The sequence below is a fragment of the Tardiphaga alba genome (assembly GCF_018279705.1).
In the GTDB taxonomy this organism is placed as follows: domain Bacteria; phylum Pseudomonadota; class Alphaproteobacteria; order Rhizobiales; family Xanthobacteraceae; genus Tardiphaga; species Tardiphaga alba.
The window spans coordinates 455419-473639 of sequence record NZ_CP036498.1 but is presented as its reverse complement, the minus strand read 5'-3'; the positions used below and the strand labels follow the sequence as shown (position 1 = coordinate 473639).

Below are 18221 nucleotides of genomic sequence, written 5' to 3'. Positions count from 1 at the left end.
TTTTGCGGGCCTTCTTAGACAGGTTTGTCGTCAGCGCCCCCATAACTCGCTTCTCGGTAAGTGCTCAGCTGACCGCTCGCAGATCTGCCTCTTCTACCAGCTGTAACGCACCAACCCTTTACCCGCATAGCTGCGCGCGATGTCGGAGAACTCACCTTCGAAGGTCGTGGCGGCCGACCAGCCGTTCATCCACGTCAACTCGGCCGACGCCGTCGTCAGCGCGGCGTTGCGCGCCTGCGCGGCGCCGTTCACGGCAAAGCTGGCGCCGGGCAATGCCTGGAACGTCGCCACAACGGCGCGATCCGTCGAGTAGTCATGCGCCCAGGCGGCACGGCCGCGTAGCGTGAGAACGGCATTGGTCAGTGCGAACGACTTGTCGCTGCGGATGCCGAGTTCGCTGCGCGTCGCCGTGACGGTCTTGCCGCGATAGGCGAGCGCGAATGTCGTCGCCCCGCCGGTTCCGGTTTCGGTTTCGGCATAGGACGGCAGATCGAACGCGGTCACCTGCGCGGCCGCATAGGGCGTGAGACCGACGCCACCCAGCCACGATGCGACCACGCGAGTGCCCGCCTCGATGCGGCCGGAATAGCTGTTGGCATTGAACTGCGCGCGCAGGCGCTCGAATCCTGCAGCAGCCACGGTGCGTTCGGTGGTGACGTCCTGCCAGCCATAGGCCGCGGCCGCGGTGACGTAAGCCGAACCGACGGAGTGACGCACGACGGCGCCGGCCTGGAACAGATCGGAGCGACCGGCGCCACCGCCAGTCACCGAGAAACTGGTGCCGCCGCCGGCCAGCGAGAAGCCCGCAATGGTGTTCGGCGAGAACCAATAATCGGCGCCGACCGCCGTGCCAAAGATGCGCGACGTGGTATCGTTGGATCCGGCAACCGCGCTGCCATCGGTGCCACGCGATCCGCCAAAACCCGCGACCCAGACGTTCCAGCGTTCCTGGAAAACCGGCGCAGGCAGCGGTGCCTTGCGATGCATCAACGCGAAGGCATCGGTCCTGCTCCGCTTGCCGGCATAGGCCATGGCGTCGTCTGCATAGGACGCAGCACCGCTTGAGGCGACATCACGCCCTGCCGTGAAGGGATCGCTCATGACGCCCATGAACAGGTTCATCGCATCGAACGCGGTCTGCTGGCTGCCGGTGCCGAGCTCGCCGGCGGCCTGCGTCAGGCCCGCGGCGTTCAGCCCGGCAAACGCCAGCGGAATGCCGCCGGTGCGATTGAAGACATCCGTCAGCGTCTTCGCGACGGCTTGCTGGTTGCTATTCAGACCGCCACCAAAACCCGGATCGAAACTCAGCGCCAGATTGAGATACGCATTGTTGGTATCGTAAGTCAGGGTCGAACTGAAGTTCGACGGCAGGTCGGTGTTGACCTGCGCGCCGAAGGTCCCGCTGACACCAAGGGTCGCATTCAGGATCGTGTATTGCCGGGCGACATAGCTGCCGGGCGCGAAATGCGCATGGACCGTCGCATTGCCAAGCGTCGCCGTGCCGATGACATCGACGCGATCGGCATTGGTCGGCGAGACCTCCACCATGTAGCTCGATGCCGCCGTCAGCGAGAGATTGCCCTGCACCGTCAGCAGACCGATGGAGTTACCCGGCGACAGCGTGCCGCCATCGATCATGGTGTTGCCGACGGTGCCGTTGCCGCCGAGCGTGCCGCCGGCATTGACGGTCGTCATCGAAGACGAAGCGATGGAACCATTGACGCTGAGCGTACCGGCATTCACGACCGTCGTGTTCGTATAGGTATTCACTCCCGACAAGGTCAGCGTCCCGGTTCCCGACTTTGTCAGGCCGCCTCCACCCGACACAACACCGGACAACATCGACGACGCGTTGTCGCTGCCTGCATTCAGTCGGCCAGTGCCAAGCGAAACTGCGCCAGCACCCGCAACGGAGCCAATATTCTGGTTGTATCCATCGAGATTCAACGTTGCACCTGCGGCTACGTTGAACGCGCTCGCGCTGCTGAATGCCCCTGCGGCGGTGGCTTGTAGGGTACCCGCTGCAACAGAGGTCGCGCCAGCGTAGCTGTTGGGGCCAGACAGCCTCATCGTCCCAGTACCGATCTTCGTTAGCCCGCCGTTGCCAGTGAGATATCCCGTAAGGAACGTGCTGCTATTGTCGCCGCCTGCCGTGAGCGTTGCTGTACCCAACGACACCACGCCGCCGCCGCCGAGAGAGCCGATCGTCTGATTGTATCCGTCCAGCGCCAGTAATGCCCCTGCCGAGACGTTCACAGCGCTTCCAACGCCGAAAGCGTTTGTCGCTGCGGCCTGCAGCGTACCTCCGATAACGTTTGTCGCGCCAGTATAGGTGTTCGCCGCACCTAGGATGAGCGTTCCACCGCCGGTTTTGTTAACCGACCACGTACCGCCTTGGGTCGATATGACACCGGACTGCGTCGCTGTTCCTGTAGAGACATCGAACTGAGTGTCGCTGCCATCCCCGACGACGCTGGCAGCGTTTGTGATTCCATTGCCGTACTGGATGATGGCCGGATTCTGGTTGACGAAGATCGAACCAAAGCCGGCACCCAGACTCGTTTGCAAGCTCAGTAAGTGGGTGATGAGGACTAACCCGCCGGAATAGGCAGACGTGTCCAGCGATGCACCGAGCGTAAGCGAGCCTCCACCAGATTTGGAAAGAGTACTCGATCCGCTGAGACTTCCATTCAGCGTTATCGAGCTGCCGTTGGTGTCAATGCGGCTACTCGATGTGACCGATATCGCGCTGTTCGTTCCAAATGTCCCGACGAGGCGTAGCAGGCCACCATTCAGCGTGAGGCCCCCAACGCCTGCTCCGATGTTGTCGTTGTCTGCGACTATCAGCACACCGCCGTCCAGGCGTACCGAGTTGAAGGAATTTGTCCCAGATAGCGTTAGCGTGCCACCCGACACGACGGCTTCATTGCCGGTCAGATTGTTGGCAATAGAATTGTTTCCGCCATTCTGGGTAAGATTCGTACCACCGCCATTGAAATTGACGGCTTGCCCGGAAACAGTGTAGCCGCCCGAATTGAAGGTCCAGGAATCCGGCGTGATCGGCCCTGTTCCAACAACCACGCTCGGTGTGCCCGTCCCGTTGAATTGGGCGGAGCTTGCAGCTGCGATCGGTGCGACGCCTGGCGGATTGGACCAGTTCGTATCGGTGTTATAGTCCGATGTCGTCGTGTTTGAACCAGTGCCGCCCCAGATGGCTTGGCCCTGGGCGCTGTTTGCGAGCAGGAATGGAAGCGTGACAATGGCGGTGCTGACGAAAAGCGCGTGCCGCGAAACGCGGCCGGTAATGGCAGAAAGCATTTCCATATAACGGCGCGCAAGCCGCCCCATTTCCTCACAGCTGCAATTGCCGTGGCCTGCTCAACGAATCGCTCAACTTGCTGAGTTCTTCACCGTTGCAGGCTTGGGCAATGTTGGTTAACCGAAGGTTAAAAGCACAAGCTTAAGAACGGCGCGGTCCATGCCCTCCGCCCGGAAAACAATTAGCCGGCCGTGTTCAGACGCATCGGCGATCAAAGAAGTTCTGCCCTTCGGCAAACGCACACATTGCGGCATTAAGCTAGGCGACCCGCCCCTAGTGAACGTCCGCTGAGGCGCCCATGCTTTCATGACGCGGTACGCCGGGTCTGCGCCGCAAGGTCCGCTTTGCGCCATGAGCGGCGTAGGGTCCCTTCAGATGCCCCCCTCACTGTAACGTGCGCTGCGGACCTTATTCACCGCAGACTAGTGAACTTATCGGTGTGTTGGCACACCAACAGTGAGCTCCATATTGTAGAAGTTGACCTATGCGCCGTCTCGAAGGCACTGATAACGATGTCCGGGCACTAAAACCCTTTGACCTCAGTCCCCCGACGACGGAACAATGCATCGACAAGGTCTATCGCGCCTTCGATCACTACCCCATTGATTGGGGCTGGTGCTCGCAATGTTTCGGACCGGACGACAAGGCGCGCATGCGCCCGCATGCCAATAGTCGCACAGCGCCGGCCGAGGCCTTCTCGGCGATCTACAATGAACATCCCAACTGCTCGGGCGGCGAAACGACTTTCCTCCATTGGCTGCCGCGCGCGGTCGAGCTGCAGTTCCTCGCCACCAGCATTGATCCAAGCCTGACTATCCAGATGTTCCGCCTTGGCATGATCGCCTGGCCGGACAGCGAGGCTGGCCCGCTGCGCCAGCTTTTCTGTCGCCTCGCGCTTGATTGGTGGACGAACGGCAGCGTTGCGCCCCTCGCGCTGACACCAGCGCATGGGCATCCGATACATGTCAGAACCATCGGGCCTCGTCTCTGCGAGGCCCTGTGCGCGCTGCGCGTGGATATGGGTTCGGTAGCGCGCGCCATGCTTGCCATCGACACACCCACGGCCTGGTGGTCGCTGCTGGACGCGTTCAAGTCGCGAACGATCCTCGACGACCTCGTCTACTACGTTCTTCACGACGGCGAAGATGAAACGACGTTCCGAAATGCCCGCGCGGCTTTGGACCGCAGCGCACGCCTGGGCGTGAGCCGGAGCATCACCCGCGAGATGCTCGTCGCGAAATGGGAACAGGTGCATGCCAGCGCCCCCGCTCTCGCGGACGCGATTAGTGACGCAGAGACGTTTTTCGACGTCTACAATGTTGAGCAAAGCGACGCCGACATCGCTGCCGATCTGAATGCCATCGAACTGGCGCATCAATGCCGATCTCGACATTGATGCCTGCACGTCGGATATCGATGACCGCACTGATGCGCATGATTCTCTACATGCTCGCCGCGTTGATGGTCACGGGTCCCGCTTGTGCTTGGGATCAATCCGTTCTCACGGATGTCCGTTTCTCGCCGGATGGTCGCTATTTCTCCTTCGTCGAATATACCGAGCCTGAGGCAGAAGAACGTGGCTTCGCCTCGCTCTACGTCATCGACGCCGCGTCGGATACCTGGGCTGCAGCGACACCGAGGCGCGTTTCTCTCGAAGGCGAAGGCGCGAGCGGAAAAAAGGCGCTGGCAGAGCTTCAAAATGGAAGCCTCGATCTCATCCAACGGTTCGGTCTCCGCGATGGCGACCCGCCGATCGTTCCGTTTCTCGAAATTGATCGCGGAGCGCCTTATGACCGCCGGCACCAGGTCTTCGTGCCGGCCCTGAAAAGCAAGCTCGTGCTCGTCCAGCGCAAGGCCATGTCCGCGCAACCGTGCGGCAAGGACGTGCCGTCCGCGATCGACTTCCGGCTTGTCCTGTCAGGTCGTGAAACGATCAGGCTGGCCGACTATGCGCGCCGGCTGCCACGCTCGCGGGGCTGCGCGATCGGTTACGATATCGCGGCTGCCTTCCTGCACAAGACAGCCGAACGGACCGTGCTCGCGGTCCTCATCGGCGTGTTCACGCGAGGATGGGAAGGATCGAACCGACAGCTGATCGCAGTCACGAAGGTGCTGCCGCCATCACGCTTTTGACGAGAGGCATTGCCAGTCAGTCGATACCAGCGTCCCAGTCCGGCATCGTCACTGCGGGGCATTCAGCGTCGGGGAGTCGCTGCAATTGAAAGCGATACTCCAACGCCTTCGGCCGAAATCGCAGTTTCTTTCCGGGCTCGCCGCAATATTGCAGCTTGATGCCACCGGATTTCTTGAAATCCACATCAATGGCACCGGCCTGCGCATGGGTCACGACCGCGCTGCCCCCGTCGCATTCCACACCGCAGGTGATGGCATTCGCCCCGTCCGGCAGGCAGTTGCCGAGGGCCCGGCCATGGCGTCCATTCGCGAACGAGATCGCGAGCTCATAATTGTAGAGCGTCCGGCCCTTCGGCCAATCCGCATCCGGCTGGGCGACCGCCGTTTCCATCGACAGCGCGATAGACTTCACCGTCCGGTTCTTGTCTGAGGCCAGTTGCGCGGCGCTGAACTCTGCCCTCCAGCAGGCTCTCGCCCCATGCGTCGGCCGAACAAAACTGGGCAGCGCGCCATCATCACTTGCGGATGGCGCAGTATCTGAGGCTAGCACCGCGTGTGAACCGATAAACGCACCAGCGAGTGTCAGTAGGAAAACAGGGCCTCGTCTCATAGATATTCTCCGGATATCGCGCATACGAGCGTGCGCATGATCAAGCACGGCTGACATCGCTACGGCCTGCCTTTGCCGGAACGGGCCTGTGCCCCGACCGCGCGTCGCCATCAGAATGTCGAGGACACCAGCGGCATCGGGAAGAAAACGGAAGCCGTATCGGCCGGTATAGTCGGTGTCTGGAAGGCTGGTCGGCATCCCCGATGCGAAATTGAGATGCGCAACGCCGTCCGACACACGCAACAGTTCAGGTGCATCGTCCATGCGGACAAAGTCCACCGAATCCGAGCTGTCCCCGCGCCATGCCGCTCTGAGGATCAGAGCGCGGCGATCGGTGATCACGAAAAGCGTCTGCAGATCCCGGAAAGCCATCAGGAACGGCGCCACCACAAGGCAGCCGCCCATCATCGTCAGCGGCACGATAAATTCGCCGAGCCAGTCCCCGGGTGACATCCAGTAGAGGACGGCCAGCCAGAGCACGCCGGCACAGATGCCGTATCGCCAGATCAGGATTGTTGCGACAGCATCGGGTCCGCCGCGCCATACGACGCGCTCGCCACGGCGCAGGCTGCGACCAAGCAGGTTTTCCAGGCGCGCCGAGAACAGCAGCCGCCGAACCGCAGCGAGAGGCATGAGCGTTCGTCCATCATGTGATCGGGTCTGCGTGTCGCTCACGCCCGAAGCGTCACGATCGGCAGAGCAGCAAAGCTGCGGTGCAGGAATATGTCTTCCGGCGACGCCGAAGGTTCGGATCGGACGCAATTTTCCTCGCGTGAACCTCATCACTGCCGACGACCACAAACGCCAGGAACTCATGTTCACTGGACTGCGACTGCGACAATGTTTTCTCGAACCTGGAGGATGGCGATCCCGTACAAACCGGGTGCGACTGTTATCGCTTTCGGTCATACGGTGTTTGCGATTGTGGTCGGCTTCTCCGCGATTTTTCTGCTCGAAGCATCGCTCGCCTTGGAGCCTCCATCCCTGATCGCGCAATGGCGGCGATACGTAGCGACGCTGTGGCAGGCGCTTGCCGATCTGCGCTATCGTCACCTCACAATTGCGCCGATGATCTATGTGGCCCTCCTTCCTTTTCTGACGGCCCTCGCGATGAGCCGATCCGCAGAGCGCAATAACCTCTGGAGTGCATGCCGCTGCCTGATCATTGCCGGCCTGTCGGCCGCGGCGGGGCTCATACTCTACTTTGGAATCTTGAGAGGCCTGATCTATTTCACGCCCTATCGCGTGACGGTGATGGCGCGACTGGTCATCTTCTGGCACTGGTTCCTGATCGTGCTCTGGACGACGCTGACCGTACCGTTGCTGCTCGTCACAAATGCCCTGCTGAAGCCGCGCCGAGAGCACCGCTCATAGCAGGCGTGGTAACTCCAGGGCCAATCCGATCCGCGCCGACAGCGTAGGATTTTCTGGAAGACTGCTTTGCGCCATGACCGGAGATTGCGCGTCACCGCAGTGCGCTGCGCGAAGGATCAGATTCTGAACCAACAGGTCGCCTTATCGGACTGATTATTGGTCAGACTTTCTCATCGAAGATGCGTCTGCGCTCGTATTTAGGAATTAACGCCGATGAGAGCCCTCGTAAGCATCCTCCTTTTGATTGCTTCGCCGGTCGCCTCTCACGGAACGAGTGCTTATCGTAGTGGCACCGTCATAGACATCAAAGCCAATACACTGCTGTTCCAAGATCAGACGACGGCCTCGACATGGCGCAAGTTAAAGGCTGGCCGTGACGAGAGGTTGTTGCTGGATTTCGAGCGCTCCGTGATCGCAACCCGAACGGCTTGGTCCTTCACCAGAACCGTCTCGACCAAGGTGCTCCGCTATGATCCGGCTAAGCCTTATCTTCAAGTGAAGTTGACTAGCGATGGCCGTATGCGCGGATCAGTTTGGATATTGGCTACTGAACAGCTGGGCTCAGAATAGTGAGTACGCATCTGTCAGCCTTGAGCGCTTCGTAAGAGATCGACCGATAGCTGCACAGCCAATTGAACCAAATTGACGGGTGAAGCGGCCAAACATCTCAAGTTGCGGTAAGGAAGACGCGAGATCATGGGCGTGACATCTAGAATATTGGCGACCGCAAACCCCGATTCTGCCCGAGACACGCCAGATCGGGATCGTACATCGCTGAGGTTGAGGCGCTTTGGACTCTTTAGTTGCAAGGTTCTCCTTTTGCCGTGCCTTCTGCTCGCGAGTTCGGCGGAAAGCTCCTTGGCTCAAACATCGCCGCCGCCACTCGACACGCAAGCCCTTGAGAACGTGCAACCGACAGCCGTGACAAGAGTGGCGACCGGCTTCTCGCTGGGTGCGTTTGCTGGTAACTTCGAGCAGACGACGCTCGGAGCGGTGCGCAACGCAGTGGGCTCAGGGACCATCCAAAATCAAGGCGACGCCGGCGGAAGCACTTACTGGCTGTGTTATCGGGACGCGCGGTATCGACTTTGGGTCGTGTCCGGCGGAGAGATAGGTGGTTCCGAACACCTCATCACCGAAATCGTCCAAGAACTGACCGCAGAAAACACTGACACCGCAACCGATTGCGCCACGTTACCGGAAAGGTTTTCATCCGTTGTCCTGGACAAACACCTAAGGCTGGGCATATCGCGTTCGGAGGCGATGGCGGCTCTCGGTCCTCCGTCAAAGTTGGAAGCTACTCAAACGGCATATTTTCGGCAGGATAAACTTGCCAACGGCTTCGAAGAAACAGCATGGCTCATTTTAGAATTTCGTGAGGAATTGCTCGTGTCTATGCGCAGCGGCAAGACGACGACGAATTGAAGTGACGGCTTCTGATGTGCAATCGACATCCTTCACATCAGCTTCGCGAAATCTATGGGTCGATATTCTGATTTTTCGTCCTCTAAAGGACGCGCTCTTTAGCTTGCGGTGTTAGTCTTATCGCCGTTCAAAACCGCTGCGGTCTGTCCATCTTTGCCCGATGAATTGCTGAATACGAGGATCGCTTCGAAAATGCGCACTTCGAACGGATCGACTGGCACGATAGACCTAGCCAACGCCTGAATGGCCGCCGCATTGCTCTGATGCGCAACGTTAAAGGGCGCGCACGATTCTCTTGCTAAAATCGTCTTCAGTTTTCTTTCGCAAGCGCCGTGAGCACGTCCGCCGCACCTTCGACAATTTCCTTGTCGCTAACGTGCGCGATGATGTGCTTCAGCACAGCCATGGTTTGGGATCGGTCTTCTGGATAAAGCGCATTGGCCCAAGTATCTCGCGTATCGCGAACAGCCGCGACCAGCATACGCGCATTCTGTAGCTTCATGTCATTCGCGGCCGCCGCGAGCAGTGCGCCCTGCACGCATTCGGCCGCGCCTTTCCGCAAGCCTCGAAAGCCATCAATGCGAATTTTCGTTACCTGCTCTTTTGGAAGATCTGCCATAAAGAGCGCTGAAGCATTGACCTCCATTGCGACTATGCGGATTAGAAAGCTCATTCCGACAGAGATTTGATCCTCGTAGTCACGCATATTGCGTGCCAAGAGGGTTTGATCGATCCGCTTTCCGGGCTCAAGGCCGAACAGGAACAACTGTTTGTAGCCGCGATTCGCTGCATCAGCCCAGTCCATGAGCCACGGTAGATCCTGCGCCGTCGGCTCGGGTAATGCCAAAAGACGCTCTGAATCGAAGATAACGCGCAGTAAGCCGTCTACCGCTGGCGCTGCAAAGTCTGCGCGAAGCCCTGCCCTACGCCGGTCATTGCCGTACTCTTGCAGCGCATTTGCCGCTACCTTTGCGTTCTTGGAAGCCGCATTGCCTTCGCTCGATCTTGCTGGCGAAATCATCGCAAGCGCCGCCAAAGTGAGTGCGATAAAAGCGACTTGTCTTCTCAGCGAACGGGTCATTCTGGTCTTCCTGCGTTCGAGGCGCACCTCAACGATTAGTCGGACTAAACCGCTTTGGTCTAATCGCAGGTCACGTTCGCGTCGGAGTAAATGATTGGGATGTCTCAGTGCTCGTTCACCGCAGCGCCGAGTTTGATCAAGCTCAGCGCACGGTTGGCGGTCTCCCGCATACGGCAGTAGTTTGCGTCACCCCGGTACATGCCGGGTTCGACTGTGTCGAACACTGCGCAGAAGCGATCACGCGATGCGGCGAACGTCGCTTGCGCGTCCTTGACCGCCTTTATTTTATCGGGAAACCCGCCGTTCTGAACCATCTTTAGCGCCTCATCCATTTTCCGGGTCCAAATGGCGAGTTCAAACGCCGCACAGGATCTCCAAGCGGCGACGTCGTCGCTCACTCCCAGCGCCGCTTTTATGCAAGGGTCGGCAACGAGCCCGACGCACGCGCCACCGAAACCGCCGGTCTCTTCCGATTTTTTAAGGCATGCATCAATCTTGGCGACGTCGGACGAAACCGTGCTTTTTGCGGACGCCATCGATGCGAACGGGAGGCTTGCGACGAGTATCACAGCGGCGAGTTTGAACTTCACTCGAGATCTCCAATCGACGTGTCGAGTAAGAAAAAATGCCACCACAGGCGAATAGTGCTCGGCGAAGCGGATGACCGCGAAGGAGGCAGATGAAGCTTTGGTCATCGAAGCCCCGGCATTGGTTCACCGCAACGCGTATTGGGACCATTGACGCGTAACCTCTTCGCCTTCCTGCGGGTCAAAAAACGTCGGTCGAGACTGCACATTTGTGCTGGCTCGTCGTTTCTAACGGGGCAACGCAACGCTCGGCCTGAGCCAGGATCGCGGTCAAACGATTTTCCCGTAAAGCTCAATAGATGATCGGAATTCTCGCCCCCTGTGCTGGCGACGCCATGCGTTCCGCTCCATTGAAACGATTTATGCGCCGCGACGACATCGCGCTGAAACATCCGAGTAGCAATCTTCCAGCGTGCTCTCCAGAACGATTGGAATTTCTATGAAACTTGTTTGCGCGGCAATTGTGATGACGGCTACCATGGCAGTTTCAGGCACGGCCTATTCCGGCACACTCAAGTTCAATGGCGCTCTCTTCAATCAGCAAGAAGGATCGCAGGACGCGGTGACATTCCGCTTGAAGAAAGATTCCAATGTCGCTGAAACCCTAATGATTAGATCAATCGAACCCAGCGCCAAGGATCACGACGTTTCGGAAGCCTTTATCGCACGAGCAAAAGCAGAAGCGGGTGGAGCGAAGCTATTGGTAATGGATAACGCCAAGAAGCAGGAAGTGATGGTGGCCTATATAAAGGAGTTGGATCCGAAGACGATGCTTTACAAAGTTGAACGGCTTTCGGCTTTAACAGGCTTACCTGCAATTTCGGTAGCATACTCGACGGAGTTTCGGAGTAGCAGGGCCAGCGACAGGACTGATTCGAGAGTGAAGAAGAGCGCGATTCAAGCAATTGCAGGTTTTGACATGAATAAGGCGCGAACGCTTCTGAAACCGGAGCGATGAGATGCGCATCCACTCGCTAAGTATGATCGGGGATGCAGGTTCGCAGGTAGCATTGATAACCGCGCTGATTGTGGGCTTGCAATCAGACAGCCTCGCGCGTGTCTCAGCTTTTCAGTTAGCGTTAGGACACCCTGAGTGGCGCAGCGACACCACTTCGCCTGTGGGGCCAATTTATGTGCCAACGACACCATCGCAGCCAGCAGTTCCGACAAAAACCGCGTAACATTATGGACGAGATCATAGAGTTCTTGATTGAACTGGTTGCCTCGATCTTCTTCGAGCACGCCGTAGTGTCGGCGGTTTTGACGACGATTGGTCTAGGCATCGTTGCATATGCATTTTGGCCACTTGGCGGCGACACCGTCACGGCCAGCAAGATTGTCGGCGTCATATTGATCGTGGGCGGTCTTTTGGCGTTCTACGGCGTGTGGCGAATGAACCGGTCGTCCCGCCGGCCTTAGCCGAGGCACGGTGAACCTTTGTCCAATCAAGGCGTCTACTGTTGTGAGTGCTCCCCCAGCAGGGTTTTGTCTGCATGGGTAGAATGGGTTCGGCAAAGACTGCCGTGAGCGCGTGGATTGTAGCCTCTCAGCCCTCCTGCACGCTCTTTCGGTGACCTCACCCGTTGGCGAATGGCACTAAGAGCCTAAGCTTCGCTCGTAATGAGACGCTCATCCGGCCAACAAGCGCGGTGCCATGTACTTTAGCACCTTTGCCCTCACAACGACCGGAAAAGCCGCAGGTCACTTCACGACCACCAAACATCAGGCTATTGCCCGGCGCGTCGCGCCTCGACTACGGTCCCGCCGTTCCATTGATGTTTGAGACGCTCGATCAAGTCTGATTGGCAGCAAGCAGCGGTTTCGTAGGGGATCGTTTAGAGTTCCGAGCCTAAGGTGCTCGCTCGGCAGAAGCCGTCCTTTAAAAGACATGACTACCTCATGACCGCGGTGCTGACATTGGCAACCTAGTCAGCCATTTTGCTGATTTCACCTTTTCATTTTATGGAGCGGCGCGAATGCCTCTTCCGCTTTGCCCTAAGTGCCGTCATGCGATGAACTTTGACACCAGAAGCAACGATTTCATTTGCTATCGATGCGATTCTGCCGAACGCGACAACCCGCGCGACGGAATCGAGTGTCGCGCTTCGTTCGACAGTTTGAACGACTTCTGTGTGGGATTGATGGTTACACAAGCCGAATCCGGCGCGTGCGTCAGGTCGCCTCACCCAAGTTGGTGATGCGTCGGCTTGTTTCCGCGTCTGTGGTGGCGCGATAACAGTGGAGTGGCGCGCTCGTGCGTCTCGTCGGCATCAGGCGCAATATCAAGTCATGAACCGCATTATGATTGCAATCGTTTACTACGGAACCTTCGTAGCAACGATTTTCGTTTGCTATCTCGCTGTGCTGCCCGCCGTTTGGATTCATAGACTCTATAGGTCTGCACTTCATCCTAAGAGATCGCGGGAGCGTGTTAGTGCACTCGCAACTTTTGCATGCGGCCATGCATGGCCAATCCTTGCCCGCATGATCCGAATTCCTTCTTATGCGAGCATGAAATCATTCGATGTGTTCGGTAGATTTCTTGACGGAAGATTGGTCGAGACGGTTCATAGTCCAGCGGGCCAAACTAGAACGGTAGTTATCGAGGGCGAAGAGGGCCGCTCCGTGGTAAACCGCGAGCCCTTATATGGGAATGTCGAAGGGTCATTGTCGTTGCTTGGCACGATCAACCCTACCCCCTCGAATGGGCAGCAAAGCTAAACTCTCGCGCTGCCCGTTCCAGGGGCCGATACTCGCTACACTTAGCCTTTAAAGGCGGGTCACATAATGCCGAGCTGTCCAAAGCCGCTCTGCGCTTTGAGAAGCCAGCGACACAGCCATCGGGCGTTCGCTTTGCGCCAAAGGTTTGATGGTGAGAGGGAACGACGAATGGTAGGAAACTTCCGCGCTAGAACTGCGCAGGGTGTCGAGTAGCTGCCCTTGAGCCGTCACCGAGCTTAGGGCGTTTTTGCAGCCACTGGGTCAATCGTCATCTTCTTGATGAGCAGCTTCAATCCACCGCTCGCTGACGTCGTTCGTCTCTTTCCAATACGTGCCAATTGCGACGCTCCCACGGTCAACAACCCGGTCAGCGAGCTTAGCCAACGAGGCTAGAGCTTGACGCTCAGCCTTGCCGATCTCGGAATCTGTGTCGGCCGTAGGTTGCTCGGTTGCAAGGCAGTAGACGAGCCGGCGGGCCTGTTCGTCAGGACTATTGACCGCAGTTCTTAGTACCGCGCGGCAGTACCGAGCTTTCAGGAAACTAATTCTGTTAGGCATGGCGACTAGTTAGCAATGCGGTCTGATTCGGATGGCCCGCTATCTGACATTCGACTCAGACATCCACAGCCGAATGCGTAATACTCGCAAGGTGCCGCGCTCGATCTACGAGAACACTCGCGATGTGGCGCGGGATCCTCAGGACGGAACGGGCTAGGTGCGGGTTCAACGTAAAAGTCGAGGACGGCGTCATGAACGACTGAGCGTCAGTCCCGCGGCTGTACATTTGATGTGAATGACGGCCGTCATGTGGATGATCGGTCGTCGTTGCCTGATACGCTTGGTCCAAGCAACTATTGCGATGCAATGCTTCCAATCCGGAGCAACGTAAGTCAGTTTGCGACACCGAAGCGGCTGCGAGCAGCTCCACGAGCTTGGCCCGAGACCGGAGGCAACTAAATGACTTCCGGCTCTTCTCCGCTATGTCGGATTATTTTCAGCGCATCGCGGAACGGACCGCATTAGAGGTAGCAGATCGTAACGATCATCGCGTTGAGATCGTGCAGAGGTACGTGCTGCTGGATGCCGACTATTGCCAGGCGATGTCCTTGGTCGATTCAGACACAAAGTTAGCCGCCCAGCGAGAACGTCGCCCGCTGATGGGTCTCTCCTGGAGCATCCAACGAGGGATCTAGTGCGCTCACTGCACTCGAAGTTAAGGCGCATCGCCCAGATGGCTCTGCCGGTGGCATTGGCGCCGTCGCTCATCACTTTCAACCAAACCGCATCACCCGCAAATTTCCCAAGCTGATGACGAAATTTCTTCATCATTTCAAACAAGTAAACCCCAGAGGGGCATCCTCTGGGGTTTTTGGAGGTTATTCATTGGCTGCGGTGGCGCCGCCAATGAATGGATCATAACATTAGTTACGAAGCTTCGTAAAACAATTTAGTTAGTCAGATTGTTCAGCTTACAAAAATCCCCGGCGGTTTCCCGCCGGGGACTTTTGTTTCAGATACTGATCGCCGTAAGGCGGTCGGTATTAGAACGAGCGCAGGATCTGCACGGTTCCGTCGAACACGTTCTGGTTGGTGACGGCGAAGCCTCCAACTGGGGTCGGACGGCTGGCGACGGTGCCGAGGTAAGAGCCGCCCAGGTTCTGCTCCAGACGCGTGTAGCTGACCATGGCCGACAGGGTCAGGTTACGAACCGGGGTCCAAGCGGTACGGGTACCGACCTGAGCAATACCCAAGTCGAAGTTTCCGGTCGAACCGACGAGAGTTGCGCCGAGGAGCGGGCTGGTGCTCGTGCCACCCGTGCGGGTGAAATTACCGAGGAGAAGCTGGTTACCCGCGTCACCGTACGAGATGTGGCTGTAGTTGCCGAACACCGACGTACGCCAAGCCGGATTCCAGTAGTGCTCGAAGTAAGCACTGACCTGCCAAGCTTCGCTCTGCTCGACCTGACCGCCTGCACCGTAAACGCCGTCGAGGACGTAGCCGAAGCCGATGGTGTTGGCGTCCGCGCGGGCGTATCGACCAGCGCCAGCCGTGTCGATGGTACCGCCGAAGACGTACTTGGCAGCGCCCTTGGCGTAGGTTGCTTCGAGCTTCAAGGTGTCGCCTGCGCCGGTGGGCAGGTTCTTGAACTCGATAGCACCGTTCACAGCGAAGCCATAACGTTCATCCGGATGACCGTTGGCGTTGGTGTTGGTGGCAGTTGTGCCGGGGCCGTAGAAGCCTGGCGTATTGGCATGCATCGCGGCTGCAAAGTGCAGGGTGCCCCATGCCTGGTCGAGGCGAAGATTGCCGACGACGTCAGGGATGTGCGTGCCGCCGTAGGCGTTGCCCAAAAAGCTGTTGCCGGTCGTGCCGTAGGCAGACGTCGCAGCACCGAACGGACCGATCAGCTGGGTATCGGCATTAACGAGGCCAGCATTGCGATACGGGGTCGGATTTTCGACTGCGATGGTTGCCGAGACGCCATTACCGAACGAAGCGGTGTAGGCGAGCTGCGGAATACCGGTCGCGTTGTTCGAACCTGCATAGGTGCCCGACGAGATGATCGGCTTCGAGAGCGCCCACTGCGGATCGAAGTTCGAGACAGCCTTACCGAAGGTGAAGCCGGCGAACTGGATGAAGGCGTAGTCCATTTCCAGGAAGCCGCCAGCGATGTTTTCACGGCCCTGGAAGAAGTCGAACTGGATGTTCGCGTAGGTACGAACGACGCCATATTCGGTTGCGGTGCGCGTATCCGTGGTCATGTTCACGCGCGAACGGGAGTTGATGTAGTCCTGGTTCCAGGCCTGTGCACCACCAGCGCCACCCTGCAGGTAGGCAACTTCGTAGCCGGCCGAGTTGAACGACGTGTCGATACGGATCGCGCCGCCGATCTTGATGCAAGTGTCGGTGCCCGGGATGTAGTAGAAGCCTGCGCCGTAGAGCGAGCAGACCTTCACATACTCAACGGCCTTGGCCTTGACCGGAAGGTCAGCTGCCTGTGCGCCGCCGATGGCAATCAAACCGGCTGCGGAGCCGAGAATGAGGCTCTTAATCTTCGTCATGTTAAACCTCCAAGTTGTTCCTAAGGGAAGGTTCCAGATCTGCTAGGCGCAAGCGCCCGAAGATTAGTTCCCCCGATCCCCAAACTAACCGCTGGAGTACTTCGCGCTTTCGGAAACACCCGCACAACGCGAGGCACTCAAGCGAACTACTTCAACGGAGCGAGTCGGCATATCTGCCCCGTCGCTGGAACGAGAATGCATTAGTAACTCACATTATCAAAACACTTTGCCGCCTTAGTTCGATGGAAATTTAGAACAGTGGCAATCTGGCAACACACGAACATGTGAGCGGCCGCAATAAACCATTGAAAAGATGAGCGTTCTGGGTTTATGCCGGATTCGAACCTTACAGACCCATAACAAGGCCCCGTACGATGTCCTCAGCAGACCCATCACAGGTCGTGATCAGATCGCTTGAGAACATCGGCAAATTACTGTTCGAAACCCAGTCTGTTTGGGCTCAAGCGCTTGGCGTGTCAGTACCGCAGTGGCTCATCCTCGTGGCCATTCAAGAGCTCGACGAGGGCAATGGAGTGTCTGTTGCCGACGTGGCAAGGCGGGTTCGAGTGGACCCATCTTTCGTCACTGCGCAAACGAAACTGCTCGAAAAAGCAGGCTATGTTGTTCGGAAACAGTCAGCAGAAGATGGTCGCGTCGTCCTTATGTTCCTTGCAGATCGCACGGCGACAGCACTCTCCGCCATCGATGCACGACGAAAAGCGTTTAATACTTTCATATTTTCCGATTTTACCTCGAAAGATATTCAGGCCCTAGCCACAGCGTTTGTGCTTCTCGAAAAGCGGTTCACAAAGGCACCTCATCTCCTGGCACTCGACAATTGATTTGGGTGATTAGACTTCGCAAACCTGTGATGCCTGACATTATCGGTGGCACACGATCCCAGCCGACACCGGGCGTATACTGCACAACAATGCTTGCGGACCTGCTCTCCTCGACTGCTCATACGCGGGAAGCCTACGGAAACTCGCGACCTACACGCAATAAGATCAAAATGTTGTTCGCGCATCTGAAGCGTATCCTACGCCTCGACCGGCTTCGTCTGAGAGGTCCTTGCGGTGCTCGCGACGAGTTCCAACTCGCCGCCACCGCTCAGAACCTTGGAAAGCTGGCAAGACTGATCCCGCCATCGGCTCCAATGCCTAACTGAACTGGGGCAGACGCTCGCGTGGCTCCCCACTGTGCCCGCGTCGATAGCCAACTTGCCGGCTTCTTCAACACAATCCGCCAATTGCGGACGTCCACCGTTGGTAGCCAAGGTTTAACCGCCCTCCCGAAAGACCCGATAGACGTGCATTCGCGAGCAACCTACTTCTCTCGCAATAGCGGCTGGCCCTTTGCCGGCGTCACGCAGTTTTATGATGCGTTCGCGATCCAGCCGACGCTTTCCACCTTTATATATGCCACTGGCCTTCGCCCGCTCGATGCCTTCGCGCTGCCGCTCCTTGATGAAACGCCGCTCCATCTGGGCAACCATGCCGAGAACGGTGAGCATGACGTGCCCCATCTCACCGCGCGTCGTGATGTGAGGATCGAGCACCGTCACAAAGGCCCCGCGCTGCTCCACCTCATGCACGAGGTTAAGCACGTCGCGCGTGTCCCTGCCGAGCCGATCCAAACGGGTGACGACAAGTTCGTCGCCGTCTCTTAAAAATTCGATGACGGTCGCCAATTCGTGCCGGCCTTGGCGTGAGCCGCCAGAAACCTTTTCCGAACGAACGATACCACAACCCTCGGCCCTAAGCCGGGCAAGCTGTATGTCGAGATCTTGGTCGAGCGTACTTACACGAGCGTAGCCGATGCGGGCCATATCATCACCTCAGGGTTTAGGCCCGAGGCTACGAGGTCGCAAATAGTCAGTGTCAACCCAGAGGTTACGCCTATTCAAATA

Annotated in this window: 14 protein-coding genes and 1 pseudogene; 9 read left to right on the top strand and 6 right to left on the bottom strand. The window is 57.9% G+C overall.

Annotated elements, in window-relative coordinates:
- Positions 1 to 93: 93 nt before the first annotated feature.
- A complete protein-coding gene (locus tag RPMA_RS02280) occupies positions 94 to 3324 on the bottom strand; it encodes an autotransporter outer membrane beta-barrel domain-containing protein (protein WP_211911355.1) in 3231 nt (1076 codons plus the stop codon).
- A 479-nt stretch (positions 3325 to 3803) separates the two neighbouring features.
- Between RPMA_RS02280 and RPMA_RS02275 the strand changes: the two genes are divergently transcribed.
- Both RPMA_RS02275 and RPMA_RS02270 read left to right on the top strand, forming a co-directional pair.
- The gene (locus RPMA_RS02275; RefSeq protein ID WP_211911354.1) at positions 3804 to 4715 is read left to right on the top strand and encodes a hypothetical protein; all 912 of its coding nucleotides are present in this window, start codon (positions 3804 to 3806) and stop codon (positions 4713 to 4715) included.
- A 20-nt stretch (positions 4716 to 4735) separates the two neighbouring features.
- Complete coding sequence (locus tag RPMA_RS02270) at positions 4736 to 5452, top strand: DUF2259 domain-containing protein (RefSeq protein WP_211911353.1); 717 nt, start codon at positions 4736 to 4738, stop codon at positions 5450 to 5452.
- A 16-nt stretch (positions 5453 to 5468) separates the two neighbouring features.
- Here RPMA_RS02270 and RPMA_RS02265 read toward each other — a convergent pair whose 3' ends face one another.
- On the bottom strand, positions 5469 to 6695 hold the full coding sequence (locus RPMA_RS02265) for a hypothetical protein (protein ID WP_211911352.1): 1227 nt from the start codon (positions 6693 to 6695) through the stop codon (positions 5469 to 5471).
- A 228-nt stretch (positions 6696 to 6923) separates the two neighbouring features.
- Here RPMA_RS02265 and RPMA_RS02260 point away from each other — a divergent pair, with 228 nt between their 5' ends.
- The 3 genes from RPMA_RS02260 to RPMA_RS02250 all read left to right on the top strand — a co-directional run bounded on the left by RPMA_RS02260 (position 6924) and on the right by RPMA_RS02250 (position 8861).
- Positions 6924 to 7436 (top strand): hypothetical protein, encoded by a 513-nt coding sequence (locus RPMA_RS02260; RefSeq protein ID WP_211911351.1) that lies wholly within the window; start codon positions 6924 to 6926, stop codon positions 7434 to 7436.
- A 213-nt stretch (positions 7437 to 7649) separates the two neighbouring features.
- On the top strand, positions 7650 to 8006 hold the full coding sequence (locus RPMA_RS02255; RefSeq protein ID WP_211911350.1) for a hypothetical protein: 357 nt from the start codon (positions 7650 to 7652) through the stop codon (positions 8004 to 8006).
- A 288-nt stretch (positions 8007 to 8294) separates the two neighbouring features.
- Entirely contained in the window at positions 8295 to 8861 is a 567-nt protein-coding gene (locus tag RPMA_RS02250) for a hypothetical protein (RefSeq protein WP_211911349.1), read from the top strand.
- Positions 8862 to 9171: 310 nt separating this feature from the next.
- On the opposite strand, the gene RPMA_RS02245 is transcribed toward RPMA_RS02250, so the two are convergent.
- Together RPMA_RS02245 and RPMA_RS02240 are read right to left on the bottom strand one after the other, a co-directional pair.
- Entirely contained in the window at positions 9172 to 9942 is a 771-nt protein-coding gene (locus RPMA_RS02245; protein WP_211911348.1) for a hypothetical protein, read from the bottom strand.
- Between the two features lie 104 nt (positions 9943 to 10046).
- On the bottom strand, positions 10047 to 10637 hold the full coding sequence (locus tag RPMA_RS02240) for a lysozyme inhibitor LprI family protein (protein WP_249225514.1): 591 nt from the start codon (positions 10635 to 10637) through the stop codon (positions 10047 to 10049).
- A 358-nt stretch (positions 10638 to 10995) separates the two neighbouring features.
- Between RPMA_RS02240 and RPMA_RS02235 the strand changes: the two genes are divergently transcribed.
- Entirely contained in the window at positions 10996 to 11487 is a 492-nt protein-coding gene (locus RPMA_RS02235) for a hypothetical protein (RefSeq protein WP_211911347.1), read from the top strand.
- Positions 11488 to 11714: 227 nt separating this feature from the next.
- Positions 11715 to 11948, top strand: a complete 234-nt coding sequence (locus tag RPMA_RS02230; protein ID WP_211911346.1) for a hypothetical protein — start codon at positions 11715 to 11717, stop codon at positions 11946 to 11948.
- Positions 11949 to 14791: 2843 nt separating this feature from the next.
- Here RPMA_RS02230 and RPMA_RS02225 read toward each other — a convergent pair.
- Positions 14792 to 16312 (bottom strand): porin, encoded by a 1521-nt coding sequence (locus RPMA_RS02225; protein WP_211911345.1) that lies wholly within the window; start codon positions 16310 to 16312, stop codon positions 14792 to 14794.
- A gap of 374 nt (positions 16313 to 16686) precedes the next feature.
- Between RPMA_RS02225 and RPMA_RS02220 the strand changes: the two genes are divergently transcribed.
- On the top strand, positions 16687 to 17154 hold the full coding sequence (locus tag RPMA_RS02220) for a MarR family winged helix-turn-helix transcriptional regulator (RefSeq protein WP_211911344.1): 468 nt from the start codon (positions 16687 to 16689) through the stop codon (positions 17152 to 17154).
- Between the two features lie 143 nt (positions 17155 to 17297).
- Positions 17298 to 17480 (top strand): annotated as a pseudogene (locus RPMA_RS02215) (IS5/IS1182 family transposase); the annotation flags it as partial.
- Between the two features lie 111 nt (positions 17481 to 17591).
- Here RPMA_RS02215 and RPMA_RS02210 read toward each other — a convergent pair.
- Positions 17592 to 18140 (bottom strand): recombinase family protein, encoded by a 549-nt coding sequence (locus RPMA_RS02210; protein ID WP_211911343.1) that lies wholly within the window; start codon positions 18138 to 18140, stop codon positions 17592 to 17594.
- Between the last annotated feature and the right edge of the window lie 81 nt (positions 18141 to 18221).